Origin of the sequence: Desulfotalea psychrophila LSv54 (genome assembly GCF_000025945.1) — a bacterium.
Lineage (GTDB): Bacteria > Desulfobacterota > Desulfobulbia > Desulfobulbales > Desulfocapsaceae > Desulfotalea > Desulfotalea psychrophila.
In genome coordinates this window covers 2,015,220-2,034,520 of sequence record NC_006138.1, presented here as the reverse complement: position 1 = coordinate 2,034,520, position 19,301 = coordinate 2,015,220, and the positions used below count along the sequence as shown (strand labels likewise).

At 46.4% G+C, this 19,301-nt stretch carries 16 protein-coding genes and 1 tRNA gene; 13 read left to right on the top strand and 4 right to left on the bottom strand.

All coding sequences use genetic code 11. From position 1 onward, the window contains the following. Positions 1 to 25: 25 nt before the first annotated feature. A complete protein-coding gene (locus DP_RS16840; protein ID WP_049785056.1) occupies positions 26 to 607 on the top strand; it encodes a response regulator transcription factor in 582 nt (193 codons plus the stop codon). Between the two features lie 8 nt (positions 608 to 615). Here DP_RS16840 and DP_RS18565 read toward each other — a convergent pair whose 3' ends face one another. From DP_RS18565 to tpx, 4 genes are all read right to left on the bottom strand, one after another. After that, the gene (locus DP_RS18565; protein WP_407637881.1) at positions 616 to 774 is read right to left on the bottom strand and encodes a hypothetical protein; all 159 of its coding nucleotides are present in this window, start codon (positions 772 to 774) and stop codon (positions 616 to 618) included. Between the two features lie 49 nt (positions 775 to 823). Next, entirely contained in the window at positions 824 to 1,393 is a 570-nt protein-coding gene (locus DP_RS09180) for a TSUP family transporter (RefSeq protein ID WP_228130134.1), read from the bottom strand. 330 nt (positions 1,394 to 1,723) lie between these two features. Next, complete coding sequence (gene eno / locus DP_RS09175) at positions 1,724 to 2,995, bottom strand: phosphopyruvate hydratase (RefSeq protein WP_011189040.1); 1,272 nt, start codon at positions 2,993 to 2,995, stop codon at positions 1,724 to 1,726. A 147-nt stretch (positions 2,996 to 3,142) separates the two neighbouring features. Next, complete coding sequence (gene tpx, locus DP_RS09170) at positions 3,143 to 3,646, bottom strand: thiol peroxidase (RefSeq protein WP_011189039.1); 504 nt, start codon at positions 3,644 to 3,646, stop codon at positions 3,143 to 3,145. Between the two features lie 232 nt (positions 3,647 to 3,878). Between tpx and DP_RS09165 the strand changes: the two genes are divergently transcribed. The 12 genes from DP_RS09165 to DP_RS18310 all read left to right on the top strand — a co-directional run bounded on the left by DP_RS09165 (position 3,879) and on the right by DP_RS18310 (position 19,243). Then, the gene (locus DP_RS09165) at positions 3,879 to 5,003 is read left to right on the top strand and encodes a deoxyguanosinetriphosphate triphosphohydrolase (protein WP_011189038.1); all 1,125 of its coding nucleotides are present in this window, start codon (positions 3,879 to 3,881) and stop codon (positions 5,001 to 5,003) included. A gap of 119 nt (positions 5,004 to 5,122) precedes the next feature. Then, the gene (locus DP_RS09160; protein ID WP_011189037.1) at positions 5,123 to 7,786 is read left to right on the top strand and encodes a valine--tRNA ligase; all 2,664 of its coding nucleotides are present in this window, start codon (positions 5,123 to 5,125) and stop codon (positions 7,784 to 7,786) included. 69 nt (positions 7,787 to 7,855) lie between these two features. Continuing rightward, positions 7,856 to 8,701 (top strand): carboxylating nicotinate-nucleotide diphosphorylase, encoded by an 846-nt coding sequence (gene nadC, locus DP_RS09155; protein ID WP_011189036.1) that lies wholly within the window; start codon positions 7,856 to 7,858, stop codon positions 8,699 to 8,701. A gap of 46 nt (positions 8,702 to 8,747) precedes the next feature. Beyond that, positions 8,748 to 9,587, top strand: a complete 840-nt coding sequence (locus tag DP_RS09150) for a hypothetical protein (protein ID WP_156792253.1) — start codon at positions 8,748 to 8,750, stop codon at positions 9,585 to 9,587. A 64-nt stretch (positions 9,588 to 9,651) separates the two neighbouring features. Next, positions 9,652 to 9,727 (top strand) — tRNA-Phe (locus DP_RS09145). 245 nt (positions 9,728 to 9,972) lie between these two features. Beyond that, positions 9,973 to 14,049 carry a response regulator gene (locus DP_RS09140; protein WP_011189034.1) on the top strand — a complete coding sequence of 1,359 codons (4,077 nt, stop codon included), beginning with the start codon at positions 9,973 to 9,975 and terminating at the stop codon, positions 14,047 to 14,049. A 1-nt stretch (position 14,050) separates the two neighbouring features. Further along, positions 14,051 to 14,896 carry a CheR family methyltransferase gene (locus tag DP_RS09135; protein ID WP_041277836.1) on the top strand — a complete coding sequence of 282 codons (846 nt, stop codon included), beginning with the start codon at positions 14,051 to 14,053 and terminating at the stop codon, positions 14,894 to 14,896. 14 nt (positions 14,897 to 14,910) lie between these two features. After that, a complete protein-coding gene (locus tag DP_RS09130) occupies positions 14,911 to 15,483 on the top strand; it encodes a chemotaxis protein CheB (RefSeq protein WP_011189032.1) in 573 nt (190 codons plus the stop codon). Positions 15,484 to 15,486: 3 nt separating this feature from the next. Next, entirely contained in the window at positions 15,487 to 16,506 is a 1,020-nt protein-coding gene (locus tag DP_RS09125; protein ID WP_011189031.1) for a GGDEF domain-containing response regulator, read from the top strand. Positions 16,507 to 16,699: 193 nt separating this feature from the next. Beyond that, a complete protein-coding gene (locus tag DP_RS09120; protein ID WP_041277835.1) occupies positions 16,700 to 17,266 on the top strand; it encodes an EF-hand domain-containing protein in 567 nt (188 codons plus the stop codon). Between the two features lie 363 nt (positions 17,267 to 17,629). Next, a complete protein-coding gene (locus DP_RS09115) occupies positions 17,630 to 18,100 on the top strand; it encodes a hemerythrin family protein (protein ID WP_011189028.1) in 471 nt (156 codons plus the stop codon). A gap of 222 nt (positions 18,101 to 18,322) precedes the next feature. Then, entirely contained in the window at positions 18,323 to 19,243 is a 921-nt protein-coding gene (locus DP_RS18310; RefSeq protein WP_011189027.1) for a hypothetical protein, read from the top strand. Positions 19,244 to 19,301 lie beyond the last annotated feature (58 nt).

Genomic DNA, 19,301 nt, shown 5'->3' with positions numbered 1-19,301 from the left:
TTTATTTAACGACAAGGTGACGACTATGAAAGTGCTTGTGGCAGAAGATGAACTTGTAACAAGACTAATGGTGCAGGTAAGTTTAGAAAATTGGGGCTACGACGTTCTGGAAGCTAAGGATGGAAAAGAGGCCATGGAGCTTTTTGGTCGTGGAGAGGCACCTAGGATTGCCATAATTGACTGGGAAATGCCCGAAGTTGATGGACTGGAAGTATGCAAAAGGCTGAGGGAACAGGAGAGCGAAAACCCTCCATATATTATACTGCTAACCGCTCACGGCAGCAAAAATGATATACTGCTTGGTTTTGATGCCGGCGCCGATGACTATATCACCAAACCCTTTAACAGTGATGAATTGCGGGCCAGAGTACGTGTTGCCGATCGCCTTGTTCGCAGTCAGGACATGCTTGCCTCCACCGTCACTGAATTAAAAAATGCCATCAATCAACTCGACACCCTGCAGGACAGCCTCACCGTCTGCGAAAAATGCCACAAAATTGAAGATATTGACGAGGGAACATGGCATGACTACCTTGAACTTATAGAAAAAAATGGTGAAGATCGTTTTATAAAAACCATTTGCCCAGAATGTGAAGGAAAAAAATAATTCCCTGCCTAGCCTGCAGGAGAAATTTGATTATAGATGAGTCTGGTAATAGTAAGAAAAACAACTGCCAAAAAAACGGGGCGGATAAATTTTGCTCCGTTTTTAATAGCAAGATGGGAACCCACGGATGCCCCCAGTATCTGCCCCAGAGCCATGGTCAGGCCCACTGAATAACAGACATTCCCACCCGCAACAAAAAGAGAAAGTGCCGCAATATTACTGGGTGAAGTTCATTATCTTTGTATAACCCGAGGCTCGGGTCATATTCATTCCCATCATGGTCATGCAGGCCATTGTCCAAAAAGAACCTGTGCCGGGACCAAAAAATCCATCGTAAAAACCAAGAGACATACCAAAGACCAGGCTAAAGGCAAATATCGACATCTTGGCCCCCCTCTCTTCAAAACCAAGGCGGGGAGAGAGCATGATATAGAGAAAAACGATACAGAGCATGACCGGGATGAGGTACTGGGTAAAACCGGCTGAGAGTTGCTGAACAAGCCAAGCACCAAGCCCAGCCCCCAAGAGGGTAAAGATTATACCCGAGGAGGCCCCGCGCAGGGAGACATGGCCTGTTCTAACAAAGTTATAGCTTGCAGAAAAAGTGCCAAAACAACCCTGCAATTTATTGGTTCCCAGAGCAAGCTGTGGGGGCAGACCGACAAAGAGGAGGGCCGGTAGGGCAATGAGTCCACCTCCTCCTGCTATAGAATCAACAAGTCCTGCCACCGCACCAACAATAAAGAGAAAAATAAATATCTGAAAACTCAGATCAATTCCTTCCATAATTCTGCACCCGTTCCTTTTCAAGATGAAAAACTTCGAAAAACAGGGCAAACCTACAGTCTTTCTCCTGCAGACACAAGAAATTTAAGAATAACATTCTACGGGATAACTTTAAAGAATTGACCATTTTTCCTAAAGACCAGCTCGGCTAAGAGCAGATCTCATCAAGAGCAGGATCTACCCATACCTTTTGCTGATACATTTTTATTGCAGAGGGGATTTTCCAAGATTAACAGAGGCTAGACAGAAAAGAATGAAATGGTACTGAATTTACGGATAAGGGAGTCAGACCAGACAGCTAACTGACTCCCATATCTATCCTAGAGGAATCTACCAGTAGTAAAGGGCATTAGCACCAAGCTCTCGCTCGATTTCAAGAAGACGATTGTATTTAGCAATACGCTCACTTCGACTTGCGGAACCTGTTTTGAGTTGTCCACCGTCCATTGCTACGGCAAAATCAGCAAGAAAGGTATCTTCTGTTTCACCGGATCGATGAGAGATAAAGTATCTCCAACCCGCCTCACGACACATGCGCACGGCATCAATACTTTCAGTTACTGTACCAATTTGGTTGAGCTTAATAAGTACAGAGTTGGCACTCTTCTCTTCAATACCACGGGCGATATACTTGGTATTGGTAACAAAGAGATCGTCACCGACAACATCAATTTTATCGCCAACGGCAGCTGTCAGTTTTTGAAAACCTGCCCAGTCGTTTTCAGCAAGTGGATCTTCCCAAGAAACGATTGGGTATTTCTCAATCCATTTTTGAGCCATGGCAATCATATCAGCACTGTCTTTTTTGCCACCACCAGACCATTTCAGGTCATAGCTACCACAGAGATCTGGAGAAAAAGAGCTCGCTGCACTATCGAGTGCAAAGGCAATATCTTTTCCTGGGGTATAGCCACTGGCCTCAATGGCTTCAATGATGATATCCATGGCAGCCTCATTGCTTTCAAGGTTTGGCGCAAAGCCACCCTCATCACCAACGCTGGTTGCAAGACCACGACTCTTAAGGATCTTTTTCAAATTATGAAATGTCTCTGCAATATAACGTAGACCCTCTCCAAAACTTGGTGCGCCCACAGGCACAGCCATAAACTCCTGGATGTCCACACTGTTATCTGCATGCTCTCCACCATTAATGATGTTCATGGCAGGCACGGGAATGCGTCTGGCGCCTGGTCCGCCGAGATATTGGTAGAGTGGCAGGCGACTGGAACGTGCACCGGCACGAGCGACGGCCATGGAAACACCGAGAATGGCATTAGCGCCAAGACTGGACTTAGTCTCGGTACCATCAAGCTCAATCATCAGATTATCAATTGCAGCCTGATGAGTAATTTTTTTGCCAATTACGGCAGGAGCAATAATATTTTTTACGTTATCAACAGCTTTAAGCACTCCCTTGCCGAGATAGCGGGATGCATCTCCGTCTCGAAGCTCTATTGCTTCATTTTCGCCTGTGCTTGCTCCGGAAGGAACAGATGCCGCACATGTGGTGCCATTATCTAAAGTAACAAAAACTCGTACGGTAGGATTTCCCCTAGAGTCGAGAACTTCCATGGCATCTACTGCCGAAATAATATCTGACATTGTATTCTCCTAGCATAGGTAATAAAAAACAAGAAAGCTCCTCTGTCCAAAACAACGGAGTGTTTATGGTCTTCAGAAAACATCTCTATAAGTTAAATCTGTATTTTGCAAATATATTTCTTATTTTTTATACTTTTGCCGAAGATATTACTCTGCAAGAAGGAGAAGGGCCTTACTATAATTAGGCTCTTGAGTGATCTCTGGCACCTGCTCTGTATAGAGAATTTTACCCGCAGGCGAGATAATAACCACGGCCCGAGCGAGAAGTCCTGTCAGCGGCCCTGTTATAATTGTCTGCCCATAATCTTTACCAAAATTTGGGGAGCGAAAAGCAGAGAGGGGAATAACATTTTTCAATCCCTCACCATCACAAAAACGGGCATGCGCAAAGGGCAGGTCTGCAGAAATACAAAGAACCTTAGTGTTTTTTTTACCTGCGGCATCACTGTTAAATTTACGAACGCTCATGGCACAAACAGGGGTGTCGATACTAGGAAAAATATTTAAGACCACCGTATTTCCTGTATAATCGTCAAGGGTTTTTGTCGATAAATCCGATGCGGTAAGAGAGAAATCTGCTGCCATATCTCCAACTTCCGGCAAATCACCTATGGTTTCTATTATGGTACCGTTAAGACTTACCTGGGTCATACCTTGCTCCTTTTTATCTTGAGATAATTGAGCTCTGCCTGCAATTATCTATCAATAATTGTCCTGTTGCTTAGTATAAGAGAGGACGACTAATTCTATTTTAGTGTATAGAAAAAAAAGAGAAATGTAAAATTTTTGCCATAATTTTTTTTTATGTTATGTTCTAGTAAGGAATTGAACTTATACTTGTTTTTACTCATAATTATAGCAAGCACTATGCAGCGGAGGGTTCATGACATATCAACCTGTTTTGGGACGATCACTTAAACAACAGCTGGAAGAGCGAGAGGCAGAAATTCTCTCTCCCTTTGCCACCCTAAGCAAAAACTCAAGGGGGAGAATGATTCCTGAAGAAGAGCATATAGGTGACATCCGCCTCTCTTTTCAGAGGGACCGTGACCGCATCCTTCACTCCAAGACCTTTCGCCGTCTGAAACATAAAACCCAGGTCTTTCTCTCTCCCACCGGCGATCACTACCGCACCCGTCTTACCCATGTCTTAGAAGTTTCCCAAATAGCACGCACCGTGGCAGCGGCCCTCTGTCTCAATGAATCGCTAACCGAGGCCATTGCCCTGGGACATGATCTTGGTCATACCCCTTTTGGCCATGCAGGAGAGGCAACGCTCAACAAATTGCACCCCAAGGGCTTTCGCCACTATATACATAGCCTGCGAGTAGTTGATATGCTGGAGCACGATGGCAGGGGCCTTAACCTTACCCTTGAGGTACGAAACGGTATTGTCCGTCACTCCAAAGGCGAAGGAGAAATATTACCCAAAAACACCAAGAGTCTGGCTATTACCCTTGAAGGGCAAATTGTCCGCTTGGCCGACATAGTCGCCTATGTAAACCATGATATGGACGATGCCCTGCGAGCGGGAGTGATAAAGAGAAAGGATCTACCACAAGAAATTTGTGCTGTTGTCGGCGATAGTCATGCCGCCCGGATTGGTTCCATGGTTCGGGATCTTATTGTCGAAACCCTGCGGGGGGACGATGGCAATCTCCATGTCAGTGAAGAGATGCTCGAGGCCATTGACAGAATGCGTTCTTTTCTTTTTAAAAATGTCTATCGAACAGAAAAAATCTACCGAGAATTTGAAAAGGCTAGCAGAATTATCACCGATCTCTACCACTATTTTTTAGAAAATGGTTTAGTTCGACGACAGGGCATGGACTGGACCTATGGAGAAAAGACTCCAGAGTGGGAAGACCAACAATTTGCCCACAGATGCGTCTGTGACTATGTGGCCGGGATGACGGATAGATACGCACTCAGTATTTATGAACATATTTTTTTACCTCAACCTTGGGGTGGTCATTATTCGGGAAATTCAAGCACCTCCTTTGCCTAGCGAATAGTTGATCTACAGAAAAGGCTTGCCAGCCAGTGAAGTGGTGGGGTATCCTGTTCTGTTATCGTTATATGTTTTTGTTTTAGATTACTCCTATATACACAGAGAAGAAGAAAAATATGGCACAGGACAGCTTGTTAAGTAAAGGATATGAGTTTGCAGATGTTGAAGAAAAGTGGCTTTCTCGTTGGCATAAGCAGAATGCTTTTGCAACGAAGATGGAGGATGGTAAAGATGCATTTTCCATCGTTATCCCGCCACCAAACGTTACTGGCGTACTCCATGTAGGCCATGCTTTAAACAATACACTACAGGATATCCTGGTACGCTATCACCGCATGTGTGGCGATAATACCATGTGGATTCCCGGCACTGACCATGCAGGCATTGCCACCCAGAACGTCGTCGAACGTCAGCTGGCAACCGAGGGCAAGGGGCGTCACGATCTAGGTCGCGAGGCCTTTATTGAAAGGGTATGGAAGTGGCGCGAAGATAAGGGCGGCACAATTGTTAATCAGTTAAAAAAGATTGGCTCTTCCTGCGACTGGGAGCGTGAGCGCTTTACCATGGACGAGGGTCTCTCCACCTCGGTTCGCGAGGTATTTGTCCGCCTCTACAAGGAAGGCCTTATCTATAAGGGCGATTATATCGTTAACTGGTGCCCACGCTGTCAGACGGCTCTTGCCGATGACGAGGTTGAGCACGAGGATAGCAAGGGTAAACTCTATCACATCCGCTATCCCTTTGCCGATGGTTCCGGCTCCGTAGTTATCGCCACTACCCGCCCCGAGACTATGCCTGGCGATACAGCCATTGCCGTCCATCCAGATGATGAGCGCTATGCTCACCTGGGTGAAATAGGAATAAAACTCCCCCTGACCGACCGTATCCTGCCCGTGGTCTTTGATCACCACGTAGAGAAGGATTTTGGTACCGGGGCCCTGAAGGTAACACCATCCCATGATCGTAATGATTACGAGATTGGTATACGTCATGGGCTTGATCTCTGCAAGGTTATCGACGAGAAGGGCATGATGAACGACAATGCGGGCAAATATGCCGGCCTTGATCGTTTTGAATGCCGCAAGCAGATTGTCGAAGATCTTCGCGAGCAGGGCTATCTGGTTGAGATTGAAGATTACGATCATGCCGTAGGTCACTGCTATCGCTGTAAGACCGTTATCGAACCCACCACCTCCCTGCAGTGGTTTGTCTCCGTAAAACCGCTAGCTGCCAAGGCAGTTGATGCGGTGCGTGATGGCCAGATCAATATCTATCCCAAGACCTGGTACAACACCTTTTACAGTTGGATGGACAATATCCGTGACTGGTGTATCTCACGGCAAATCTGGTGGGGACATCGTATTCCCGCCTGGTCCTGCGCCGATTGTGGTGAACTCATCGTTGAGACCGAGGACCCCACCAGCTGTCCGAAGTGTGGTTCAAGCAAGCTGAGTCAAGAGACCGATGTGCTCGACACCTGGTTCTCCTCTGCCCTCTGGCCATTTTCCACCATGGGCTGGCCTGAGAACACCAAAGAGTTGCAAACCTTTTATCCTACCTCTGTCCTGATAACCAGCTTCGATATCCTCTTCTTCTGGGTTGCCCGGATGATGATGATGGGGCTCCATCTCATGGATGAGGTGCCCTTCAAGGACGTCTACCTGCATGCTCTGGTACGTGACAAGCATGGCAAGAAGATGTCAAAATCCACCGGCAATGTTATTGATCCACTTGAGATCATGGCCCAGTACGGCACCGACTCCATGCGCTTCACCTTAACTGCCTTTGCCGCCCAGGGACGCGAGATCAAGCTCGACGAAGACCGTATCGAAGGATATCGTCACTTTATCAATAAGATTTGGAATGCAGCCCGCTTCGCCCAAATGCATATCGGCGATTGCGACGACAGCATTCGCGTAGCTGTAGAGACACCGAAGGATCTTGCCCTGGGCCATCGCTGGATACTCAGCCGTACCGCCAAATTGGTTGAAGGCATCCATAGAAGTCTTCGCGGCTACCTCTTCAATGAAGTTGCCTCTCTCAACTACCAGTTTATCTGGAAAGAATTTTGCGATTGGTACCTTGAGTGGATCAAGTCAGATCTCTTCAGCGACGATCTTGTCGCCCGAGATCAGGCCCGCGGTTGCCTGATGGTGGTACTGGAAACCATCCTCAAAACCCTGCACCCCATCACCCCATTTGTCACCGAGGAGATCTGGAGTGTACTCCCTGGAGAACGTGGTTTCCTCGCCACTTCAGCCTTTCCTGAAGTCCGTGAAGAGTGGAAGGACGAAGAGGCCGAAGCGGAGATGGAGCTTCTTATGGGTATTATTACAGGTATTCGTAATATTCGTTCCGAGGCGGAGGTTCATCCCTCAACCAAGATAAATGCCACTGTTATCTGTCATGATAGCAAGAGGGCTGATATTATTCGATCCTACACCTCCGGCATCTCTGACATGACCCGCCTTGAAGGTTTCACCGTTGTTGCAGAGGCAGAAAAACCAGCGGATGCGGCGACCTATATCTATAACGATATTGAGATATTTGTGCCCCTTGCAGGTCTTGTCGATATAGAGGCAGAGCTTGAAAAGCTCTCTCGTGAACGCAAAAAGGTAGAGGCAAAACTGAAGCAGATAAATGGCAAGTTGGGTAATGCCAAGTTTCTTGCAGGCGCTCCTGAAGCTGTTGTGGCGAAGGTTACCGGCGAAAAGGAAGAGCTTGACGCCAAGCTTGCCAAGATTGATGAGGCCAGTGACCGCTTAAAAAAACTCTCCTAAAAAGAAGAGATCATATAGAATAGCAAAGAACTGCAGCTTGCCTGCAGTTCTTCAACAAGATAGAATATTATGGATAAGAATACATTACGAAGCACCCTGCTCAATTTTCTCGCCGAAGATATTGGCCGGGGAGATATCACCAGCGAATCCATCTTCCCCGCCAAGCAACAGGGCAAAGCCCATCTGGTTGCTCGTCAGCCCATGGTTGTTGCCGGTGCCGACGCTGTAGCAGGTGAAGTTTTTCGCGTACAAAACGACTCTATTCTCGTTGAGAATGCCATAGCAGATGGCACCCACATAGAGAAGGGCGATATCATCCTCACTGTTTCAGGACCCGTTGTTGACCTGCTTAAAGCGGAACGAGTTGCACTTAACCTCCTCCAACGTCTTTCAGCCATTGCCACCATGACCTCCCTTTTTGTCCAGGCAGTGGAAGGAACCGGAGTACGGATTACCGATACCCGCAAGACCACTCCCGGTCTGCGCATGCTGGAAAAATATGCTGTTTTAGCCGGTGGTGGCAGTAACCACCGTTTTAACCTTGCCGATGGGGTCATGATCAAGGATAATCATATTGCAGCTTGTGGATCTCTCACAGCAGCTGTCGAGCGTGCTCGGCTTGCTATCCCTCATACCATCAAGATTGAAGTCGAGACCGACACCCTGCCACAGGTAGAAGAGTGTGTTGCCTGTGGCGCAGATATTATTATGCTTGATAATATGTCTCTGGCAGATATGAAAACCGCCGTAGCCATGATTGACGGTCGTGCTCTCGTCGAGGCCTCCGGCGGAGTCACCCTGAAAACAGTGGCAGACATTGCCACAACGGGGGTGGATATTATCTCAAGTGGTGCCTTAACCCACTCTGTCATTTCCTGTGATATAGGAATGGATTGGAGTATGGAGAACCTGTAATCATCTAATGATCATGGGCATGTCTGTTTTTTCAAGAGGAGATTTTATGCGTTGTCCTAAGTGTGGGTATATTTCATTTGATCATTTGACCTCTTGTAAACAGTGTCAAAAAGATTTCTCCAACGAAGTCATTGCTGCTAGCGGCGGAACATTCAACGCCGCCAGCCCCACTTTTTTACAGGTAGATACCTCCGACGATACCTCCGACGATACCTCCGACGACGCCTCCGACGACGCCTCCAACAATGACTCTCCTGCCGAGAACGGAGCTCTTAACGAAGAGGCTGTAGATAGCGAGCTTGATATTCTTCTCACCGATAAAACTGACGATGATCTCTTCCCCCTCGATGATGAGGATGAAGAGATTGACTTTGATTTTTTATTGCCAGAAATGCCCAGCGAAGCATCGACAGAAGAAGGGCAGCCAGAGCCCCCCGCAAGAGAGGATGAGGACGATAGCAAGGCAGACGACGAATTTGATCTGCCCCCTGATAGCGAAGGCTTTTTTGCAGATGAAGAGACAAGGCCTGCGCAAGACATGGAGACACCACCATCCGACGGTCTGACAGAGCTCGACGACCTTCTTGAACCGGACTACACAGGTAATGGTGAGGCCGAGGACGACTTTTTTGACCTTGATGAAGAGATAGCATTTGATGAGTCCTCCTCAGAGCCAGCCCCGTCCAATGGGCATGCAAGTTTTGATTTAGACGATCTGGATCTGGATACACTCTTTGCCGATGATATAACATCGGACACTGATTCCTCCGGAGCAGTAGACAGAAAAGCGAACAACTCCCTAAATCCCGATGGTAGCGTCAATATGAACGCCGACCTTGATTTTGACTTGGATTTGGGCGGCTTATCCCTGCATAAAAAGAAATAAATAGAGAAAAAAGCATTGACAGTCGGGCAGAGATTAGGTAAATATCTGCCTCACGCAATGAGGTGCCGGGATAGCTCAGTCGGTAGAGCAACGGACTGAAAATCCGTGTGTCCCTGGTTCGATTCCTGGTCCCGGCACCATTCATTGGTAAAAGATATTAAGCCCTTAGCTCTTCTTTGAGTTAAGGGCTTTTTTTTATCCAACCCTCTTTGAGCTAACTCCCTTCAACCCTGCTCTCTGCCCCAAATCTCCCTCTTATTTACCGACTAATCCTCTTGTGTATTTCAACCAACTGTGTACAGTGCAGCTGTATGCTTTCAGGCTTGGTTTGGGTGTAATTTTTCCCCCAGAATCAGAAGAATAACAACTATTTTTTGGGGAAGATGTGCACTTGAGTAATGTTCCAATTAGATTAAAGCTACAGTTTCTTTTTCTTTTAACTGGGGTTCTTCCCCTGATTATTATTGGCTTTTTATACAGCCAATGGACCGAAACCTCTCTGGTACAAGAGGCAACGAATAAGCTCTTATCAATACAAGACATCCACAGAGACCAGATAGAAGATCATTTCGTAAATGATCTTGCCGCCATTCAGGTCTTTGCCAGTTCCAAAGATACGTATAACACCTTCACCGCTCTAAAGAAATACCACAGTCAACCCGAAGGACTTGCTACCTTTAGTAAAAAAATTCAGGGCATTACTGAACACCTGGCAAACTATACCAAGCGCTATAATTACGAAGATATCTATCTGATTGATGCGGAGCATGGTGATGTTTTATTTTCCCTGAACACAAAAGCAGTCGTATGGAAGCGGCTGGATAGTCGCCAATACAAGGACACCGTTCTGGCCAAAACATGGCGGAAGGCCTTGGGCGCAGAGGGGACTGTGATCACCGATTTCGAACCTTTTTTCCATGATAGTAGCAAGCAAATGGCCTTCATAGGCTATCCTGTTTTTGGAGAGGATAACCATAAAATAGGCGTTATCCTGATACGGTTTAGCGCAGATTTCATCTCCCAGATTATTGAATCTACTCGCGGAATGGGGGAGACAGGAGAATCATATATAATTACCCCACAAGATCAAACTGGTAAATTTGAATTACGCAGTAACCTGAGAACAATGGGGGATGGTAAATTTGTTGTCGGCTATACCTTTACCAAGAACCTCAGTTACTGGGCTGATGCAGAGAAAGCTGGCCTGGCAGGCGGACACAGTATGTGTAGCGACAGCGCCGATACAGAGGTACTTGTAGCCTATAACCTGCTCGAAATAGATGGGCTGGACTGGTATTTAATATCAAAAATTGACAACCATGAGATCACTGCGCCAATCCGGGCAATTTACAAAAAGTTCGGCCTTGTTGTTGTAGTATGTATCTTTTTTATAAGTATTATTGCCTGGTTACTCTCAAGAAATTTCACCCGTCCTATTATTGCCGAAATTGAATTTGCCAATAATATCTCCCATGGCAAACTCGGAGAAAGACTTGAGATAGAACGAAATGATGAGCTTGGCACCCTGGCAGCTTCACTGAACAATATGTCAGAAAAACTGCAAAAGATTGACTGGATGAAGTCGGGACGAGAATCTCTTGACAACGACCTGCGCGGAGACCTAGCCCTCGATGAATTGAGCAAAAGAGCCATACGCTTTTTTGTTAAACATATGAATATTGCCATGGGAGCGATTTACCTCAACGATGGCCACATACTAGAGCTACGCTCCTCCTATGCCTTTTCCGACAGAAAGGGCAACTTCAGCACCTTTAAATTCGGTGAAGGCCTAGTGGGCCAGGCAGCTTTAGAAAATGAGCTCCTCTCTTTCTCGAACCTGGTCGAGGATGCCCCTGCTATTAATTATGGTATTGGTGAAGAAATCCCCGGCTATTTCGTTGCAGCGCCTCTCGCCATAGAGGGTGATATTGTCGGGGTAATACTCTTTGCCTCCATTAACAGGTTTACAAAAATACAGAGAGATTTTATTGAGCAAAGCTCTGCTAATCTTGCTGTAATTCTCAATGCTGCCCAATCAAGAATGCGCATAGCTACGCTTCTTGACCAATCCCAGGAGCAACAACGAGAACTGGCATCCTCTAACAGGGCACTGGGAAGCCAGGCAAGGGCCCTTAAAGAGTCGGAGACAGAGCTCCAAGCCCAACAGGAAGAGTTACGGATTACCAATGAGGAGCTTGAAGAACAGACCCGCGCCTTAAAGCAATCTGAGGCAGAACTTCAGGCCCAACAGGAGGAGTTACGGGTTGCCAACGAGGAACTCCAGCAAAGAACCGGGGCACTGGAAAAACAGAGAAAAGAAATTTCTACCAAGAACATTGAACTGCTGGATGCCCAAAAGATTGTCGAAGGAAAAGTTGACGAGCTGGAAACATCCGGCAAATATAAGTCAGAATTCCTGGCAAATATGTCCCATGAGCTCCGAACGCCCCTTAACAGTATACTTATCTTATCCCAACTGCTTTCGACCAATAAAGCAGGCAACCTCAGCGATAAACAGGTTGAATCGGCAGGGGCAATCCACTCCTCCGGGGCAGAGTTACTCAACCTGATCAATGATATTCTTGATCTGTCAAAGGTGGAGGCGGGTAAGGTTGAGCTGATAATTGAAGAAATTCCCTTCAAGCGAATTGAAGCTGACCTGCACAGGCTGTATAAGGATCTGGCCCACGACAAAGGTATATCCTTTGATATCACTCTCAACCCCCAGTTACCACAGACCCTAAAAACAGATTCGCAGAGATTACAGCAGGTACTACGTAATCTGATAACAAACTCCTTTAAGTTTACCCTGCAAGGCTCTGTCTCCCTGGAAATCGAGCCAGCTCCGGCAGAGCAACTCCTGAACACAAGACTTGAGGGACAGAAGGCCATTGTTTTTGCTGTTAAAGATGATGGCATTGGCATACCGCAGGCACAGCAGCAAAATATCTTTGAAGCCTTCCAACAGGTAGATGGCTCCACCAGCAGGAAATACGGAGGAACGGGACTTGGACTCTCCATATCCAAGGAGCTGACTAAACTGTTGGGCGGTTTTATCACCCTCAGCTCTGTTGAGGATGAAGGAAGCACCTTTAGGATAACACTACCTCTGAACAACCAGGCTATTGCAACAGATACCCCTGAGGAAAAGCTTGAAACTGAAGACGGCGAGAAACAGCCTGCTCGCAAAGAAATTAAAAAAACGCCCCCCTCTAAAGAAGAGACTATTTGCCCTATAACCAATAAAGCATCTGTTGACATAGAGGACGATAGAGGGCAGATAAACAGTGACAGCAAAAGTCTGCTCATCATTGAAGATGACGAAAACTTTTCACGGGTACTTCGGGATATAGGCAGGGATCGTGGCTTTGCCTGTATTTTGGCAAGTGACGGAGAAACAGGCTTAGCTCTGGCAGATCATTATACCCCCAGTGCCATAATACTTGATATTGGCCTGCCAGGTATTGATGGCTGGACAGTTATGGAGCGTCTCAAGGATAATTCGAAACTGCGTCATATTCCGGTTCACTTTATGTCCGCCTCCGACAGCTCCATGGATGCCATGCGCATGGGAGCCATCGGCTACCTAACAAAGCCTGTATCCATGGAAAAAGTCGAAGAGACCTTAGCAAAGCTTGAAAACGTCATCTCAAGATCGGTAAAGCGACTACTCCTTGTGGAAGATGACAAGATTCAACGTGAGAGCATCATAGAGTTAATTGGTAATTCTGATGTTAAAACCACCGCCGTTGATTCCGGGGCAGGAGCAATCCTTGAGCTGAACAGAGAACGCTATGATTGCATGATTCTTGATCTTGGCCTGGGAGATATGTCTGGCTTTGAACTCCTGGAGAAAATCAGACAAAGCGAATCTCTCTACAGGCTTCCTATTATTATCTATACGGGCCGTGATCTTACCCAAACCGAAGAGGCACAGCTCAATAAATATGCTGAAACGATTATTGTCAAAGGCGTAAAGTCACCGGAGAGACTGCTGGACGAATCAGCCCTTTTTCTGCATAGGGTCGAGGCAGACTTACCCGAAGAAAAACAGCAGATGCTTAAGCTTATTCACAACAAGGAGGCTGTTTTAAAAGGTCGAAAGATCCTCCTTGTTGACGATGATATGCGCAATGTCTTTGCCCTTTCTAGTGTTCTAGAGGAACGAGGTATTAATATCGTTGTGGCAAGAGACGGTATTGAGTGCCTTGAGAAATTAAAGGAGCAGGACCATTTTGATGCTGTTTTAATGGATATAATGATGCCACGAATGGATGGCTATGAGGCTATGCAGGAGATCCGCAAAAATATACAGCACAAAAAATTACCCATAATAGCCTTAACCGCAAAGGCCATGAAGGGCGATCGAAGTAAGTGTATTGAGGCCGGAGCCAGTGATTATTTGGCCAAGCCTGTGGATGCTGACAAGCTCATCTCAATGTTGCGGGTATGGTTGTACTGATATGAGTGTCTCGTCTGAAAAAATAGAAAATGAGCGCTTGGAAATCACCCTGCTTCTCGAGGCTGTTTTTCAAAAGTATGGTTATGATTTTCGGGATTATGCAGGCACACATACCAAGAGACGCCTGGAACACCGACGTCTTTTGTCAGGCCTTACAACTTTTTCCGAGATGCAGCATAAGCTTATCTACGAGGAAGAGTTCTTTAAAAAATTACTGATAGATCTCTCGATTAACGTCACGGAAATGTTCAGAGATCCTTGGTTTTACAAGGCGGTAAGAGATATTGTTGTCCCCCATTTGCTGACCTATCCCTTCATCAAAATTTGGCATGCAGGCTGTTCCGCCGGACAGGAGGTATACTCAATGGCGATTCTTCTGGAAGAGGAGGACATGAAGAGAAGAAGCCAGACCTATGCAACTGATTTCAATGAACTTATTCTCAAAAAAGCTCGCAAAGGCATCTACCCCCTTGATGTAGCACGAGAGTACACCTCTAACTATATAAAATCCGGCGGTAAAAATGACTTTTCAGATTACTATACAGCCGATGACAGCAATGTGATACTGAGAAGCTCCCTGAGAGAACGTGTTCTATTTTCTTCCCATAATTTGGTATCCGATGGCATTTTCGGTGAAATGCATGTTATTTTTTGTCGAAATGTGTTGATCTACTTTAACCGAGACCTGCAGGAAAAGGTGTTACAGCTGTTTTGCGACAGTCTCTGCCCGGGTGGTTTTCTCTGTTTGGGATCAAAAGAGAGCATACAATTTTCAAAGATAGCAGATAGTTTTGAGGCAGTGGCCGGCCGAGAAAAAATATACCGCAAAAGACGTTTAAAGCCCTAGGAAGATCGCTACCCATGAAGAGGTATAGTGCAATTGTTATAGGTGCTTCGGCCGGTGGCATTCATGCTCTAAAGCAGATATTATCACAGCTAGAAGCAGATTTCCAAACACCCATCCTGATTGTTCAGCATATCGGCAATGAACCAGAGAGCTATTTAGTGCCCCTCTTCAAGGAGTGCTGCTCGCTGACCGTGGTAGAGGCTCATGACAAGGAGCCTATTGCTCCGGGAACTATCTATTTTGCCCCACCGAACTATCATCTTTTGCTCGAAGAGGAACGGACGATTGCCCTGTCTGCGGATGAACGGGTGAATTTTTCCCGACCCTCAATAGACCGTCTGTTTCAAACGGCTGCCGCCGCCTACTGCGACGAGCTCATAGGTATCATTCTCACTGGCGCCAATTCTGACGGAGCTGCAGGCCTGAATGATATTTATAAAAATGGGGGGCTTACCATTGTCCAGTCCCCGGAAACAGCGGCTATCGATATAATGCCCCGGGCGGCCTTGGCAAAAACCAATGCAGACCATATCCTGATCCTTGAAGAAATTGCCCCTTTTTTGAAATTTATTGACTCCCTAAAGTAAAAAATGACACAGATAAAAATTCTTATAGTTGATGACAGGCCGGAAAACCTCTTGGTCCTGGAATCACTTATCGACAATGCAGAGATAGAACTAGTCAAGGCCACCTCAGGGAATGCGGCCCTGGCTGCAACCCTTGACCATGATTTTGCCCTTGTTCTCCTCGATGTACAGATGCCAGGGATGGATGGCTACGAGGTAGCTGAACTTATGCGGTGCAACAAAAACACCAAAAACATTCCCATAATATTTGTGACCGCCGAACATAAAGAAAAGGCACAAATATTCAAAGGTTATGATTCAGGAGCTGTGGACTATCTTTTCAAACCACTGGAACCCGTTATTCTCAAGGGTAAGATTGGAGTTTTCCTTGAATTATATCAACACAAGGAAGAACTTGAAAAAAAATCTATCGAACTTGACAATCGTCTCTGTGAGCTTGAAGAGCTCCAGCAACAGTTGGAGGAGACAAATGAACAGCTCACCCTCCTGTCAACCCGGGATGGCTTGACCGGCCTGTTAAACAGGAGATATTTCGATGAGATATACCAGGAGGAGTTACAGCGAAGCCTTCGCCTGGGTTCAGAGCTCTCTCTTTTGTTAATTGATGTTGATAATTTCAAGGCATATAACGATAGCTTTGGCCATCTTGTCGGGGATAATGCCCTCAAGGCCGTGGCCAATGCTCTATGCAAATCGGTCAAGAGACACGTGGACAGGGTTGCCCGTTATGGTGGAGAAGAGTTTGTTGTTATTCTTCCCGATACTGATCTAAAGGGGGCTGAACATGTAGCTGAAAGAATGAGAAATGAGGTCCTCGGGCTTCAGGTGAGCCATCCCCGCAATAAGCCACAGGGATTACTGACAATTAGCCTTGGCGTCTCCTCTGTTATCCCCAAGGCAGATATTGAGTTGAATACCCTCCTAAGCGTGGCCGATGCCCGCCTCTATGCGGCCAAAAATGCAGGAAGAAACTGTTGGCGCTCAGCTATTGACCTGCCAATGTTAGCTGAAACATTGCCCTGATTGCTTCTGCCCAAAATATTACTCCCTCAAGACCAGAGATCATAGGCCACCTTCAGTATTTCATTGTAAAATGTTGCATTCGCACCTTTAACCCAGATACACTTACCCCTGTCTGCACCAGTGAAATCGACGGGGAGGTAAGAGCCCTTGGTACCTCCTGCAAACAACGCCCCATCACCCACGGAGAGTGTCTATGAAAAAGATCATCGGTATCATTGTTCTATGTCAGTTTTTTCTCGGTTCTGCCGTTTTTGCGACCAACTACCCGGAGGTACGGGGTACATGGGGTGGTATGGCGACAAAACTGAATCCAAAAGGGGAGACCAAGACAGGAAAGGCTGTCTTTGTTATCAATAAGCAGGAAGGGCCCCTCTTTTCAGGAGAAAAACTCTGGTTCGGCAAAAAAAGCTCTGTTGTCAAAGAAGCTTTCTCCGGCGTTATCGGTGTCGATGGCACCAGTCTTTACTTTGCAGAGATGGAAGGCTTTGCCAGAGGACAATTCACAAGCCCACAGACCATGTCTATCTACTATCTGGAAAGTGGCAAAAAAAGAACCGCAATATACTATCAGATGGAGAGAGTTCGCTTTGCCAAGGGCTTCGTAGCAATAGACAAGGATGGCGACCAGACCATTATGCGCTCAGAGATCACAACCAGTTATCCATTAAATGCCGAGCGCATTATCCGTGAAGCTGATGCAAATAAAGATGGCAAATTAAGCAAAAAAGAGTGGAACTCGTGGAAGAGTGACAAGGGCTGAGCCTTAGCCATGACCATTCCCCTTAAAAGCAAGGCCCGCCACCTGGCGGGTCTTCCCCGCCCTCCTGCCAGATCACAGCACCCGAGCAGAGACCATTAAAGCCCTGAAGTCTCATGCAATAAATGACTCAGCAACAGCACCTATTAGACGAGATCCTTTTAACCTCACTGCTCAGATTATTATCCTGTCCTAGAACTAATTATCCTCCCATTGTTTTTAAATTTGCCTTTAGAGTCAATCCTAAGATAAACTTCGACGATAAGACGGTCCCCCTCTTTATTAAGAGAACATGCGCCAGCACTCAAGGGGTGACCTCACCACCGAAAGAGCGAATAGAGCTCTCTTCAAAATAAGGGGTTAGCTATGGCTGTTATCAAATGGCAGGACACATACAATACCGGGGTTGAACACTTCGACGGGGAACATCAGCAGATTGTTGAGTTAATCGACCTCATGTTCTTCACCCTGCGAGATAGATCAGGTAAAGATGTTACCGAAGAGGCCTGCAAAGAGATCATCTCCTACACCGAACAACACTTTATCAGAGAAGAGCAGGCTATGAGGGCAGTAGCCTATCCATATCTTGAAGAACATATAGCAGAACACAGCCGACTCAAAGCTGAAATGCTCAAACTGCAAAGAGGCATAAGCAACAACTTTCCCAAAGGCGCGGCCAAATTTTATCGTTTCATCCACAAATGGTTCATTATCCATATCCAAGAGATGGATAAAAAATATGCCCCCTACTGCAAAGAGATTCCAGAGCAAAAATGCTCAGCAGCTCTTCTCTTAGCCCCCCAAGGAGATGCGAAGAGGGCAGTTTCCCTTTGTTGAGACCTTAATTTTTTTCCGCCAAGAGCGGCTGATTTAAATTTTCAGCCGCCCACAGCCCGCCTAATCTCTTGGCAAGAGAACCTTTGCCGACTATAAGAAAGATATACTTATTCATAGTGAAAATGCTGCAGGACAACGGATCCGGATTACCCTCCCTCAGCCCGTAAAACAGGCACCAGCCGCCCTGGCACACTCAAAACATTAATAGGCCGGAGTGCAGAGATGGCTTTAGATATAAAAACACTCATGGTCTGCAATATGGGAATAGCCTTCTTTATGGCCTTCGCCCTGCTCTTTTACAGACTGAACTATAAAACCTATTCCGGCTATGAGGCCCTCCTCCTCTCCATTTTCCTTGCAGCACTTGCCTATATCCCCATGATACTTCGGGGACAGATACCGCTTTGGCTCAGCTCCATTTTACCGAACTTCTTATTCTTTCTTACCGCGGTGCTCCGTCTTGATGCTGCCCGACAATTTACCCATAACCAGAGACTTAAACGACGCTACTACTGCCTGCCTCTTATAGCGCTCCCTATCTTCGCCTATTTATCTCTCAGCAAAAATGACATCGTACTACGCAGCCTGTTTTTCTCTATTCCCATAACAGCATTTGCCATCATGATCAGTAGGCAATTTTACAGAAGCAAAACGAAGGAAAACAAAAATCTACACACAGCGATCGCCTCACTCTATCTCATTGACGCCCTCTTTATAATCACCCGTGCGGCCTCATGGTTCCTCGCTCCAGAGGAGAGACTTCTTAACGCCGGAAGCAGCCATCAGCTCTATTTTTTAGAACTCACCATCTATGAGGTTGGGATTGGCATTAGCTGGATCATGCTCAACAGTCAGCGCCTGGAAACAGAGCTGACACTCTCCAGAAAAAAACTACTGAGAACCGTCAATGAACTTACAGATGCTCTGGCTGAGGTCAAGAGCCTGAGCGGAATAATCCCCATCTGCATGCACTGCAAAGAGATCAGGGACGACCGGGGCTATTGGAATCAACTGGAAAAGTTCATTTCAGACCATTCCGAAGCAAAGTTCAGCCATGGAATTTGCCCATCCTGTATGAAAGAAAAATATCCTGAACTATTTGACGGAACAGTGATGGCTGATTCAAACCAGATGCCAAAATAAAGAGCAGAGGGCAGCGAGAGAACAGGGCCAGACCAGCTTCTTATCCCGACGTGATCAA